This window comes from Pseudomonas sp. TNT3 (assembly GCF_010095445.2).
Lineage (GTDB): Bacteria > Pseudomonadota > Gammaproteobacteria > Pseudomonadales > Pseudomonadaceae > Aquipseudomonas.
In genome coordinates, this window is the sequence record NZ_WFGV02000136.1 from 1 (window position 1) to 1,146 (window position 1,146).

The 1,146-nt window shown below is 57.1% G+C and carries 1 protein-coding gene; it reads left to right on the top strand.

All coding sequences use genetic code 11. The features are described from left to right. Positions 1-1,146 (top strand): immunoglobulin-like domain-containing protein (locus GBC55_RS29735; RefSeq protein ID WP_348650987.1); only part of this gene is annotated, 1,146 nt, incomplete at both ends.

Here is a 1,146-nt window from a genome sequence, read left to right on the forward strand (position 1 = left end):
CCGACAAAACCAGCGTCACCATCACCGATGAACCGAATGGCGATGGCAACAAGGTCACCGTCGGCATCGCCGCCAATGGCGATGTGCTGGAAGGCCAGGCGCCGACCTTCACCGTGAGCATCAACCGCGTGCTGGCGGACAACCTGGTCGTGACCCTGGACAACGGCAAAACCGTGACCATCCTCGCGGGTGCGAAGACAGCGATCTACACCGCTGATATCAACGCCGAGGACGTTTACAAAGATCCATCGTCGCTGACCGTTAAAGTCACCGGCGCAGAAGTCGCCGGTAAAGCTCTGGAAAATCTGGTTATCAGTGGTGCTGACGCGACCGTCAAAACCACCGACACCATCAACGACGTCGTGGCCAAATTGACGGTGGATAACTCCACCGTCGCCGAAGGTGGCAAGGTCACTTACACCGTGACGTTGACCAACGCTGATGGCTTGCCGGTCAATAACCACGGTGGCCTGACCTTCACGCTGACTGACGGTACGGTGATCAACGTTGCTGCCAATCAAACCAGCGGCAGCAAAGAAGTTGCGATTGCGGACAACCTGTACGTTGATCAGCCGATCGTGGTGGAAAACCAGCTGACCGGCGTTACCGGCACCAACAACTACGAAAACCTGGTGTTGGGTACCGATAAAACCAGCGTGACCATCACCGATGAACCGAATGGCGATGGCAACCTGGTTACCGTCGGCATCGCCGCCAATGGCGATGTGCTGGAAGGCCAAGCGCCGACCTTCACCGTGAGCATCAACCGCGTGCTGGCGGACAATCTGGTTGTCACTCTGGATAACGGCAAAACCGTCACGATCCTCGCCGGTGCCAAGACAGCGATCTACACCGCTGACGCTAATGCCGAAGACGTTTACAAAGATCCATCGTCGCTGACCGTCAAAGTGACCGGCGCAGAAGTCGCCGGTAAAGCTCTGGAAAATCTGGTTATCAGTGGTGCTGACGCGACCGTCAAAACCACCGACACCATCAACGACGTCGTGGCCAAATTGACGGTGGATAACTCCACCGTCGCCGAAGGCGGCAAGGTTACTTACACCGTGACGTTGACCAACGCTGATGGCTTGCCGGTCAATAACCACGGCGGCCTGACCTTCACCCTGACTGACGGTACGGTGATCA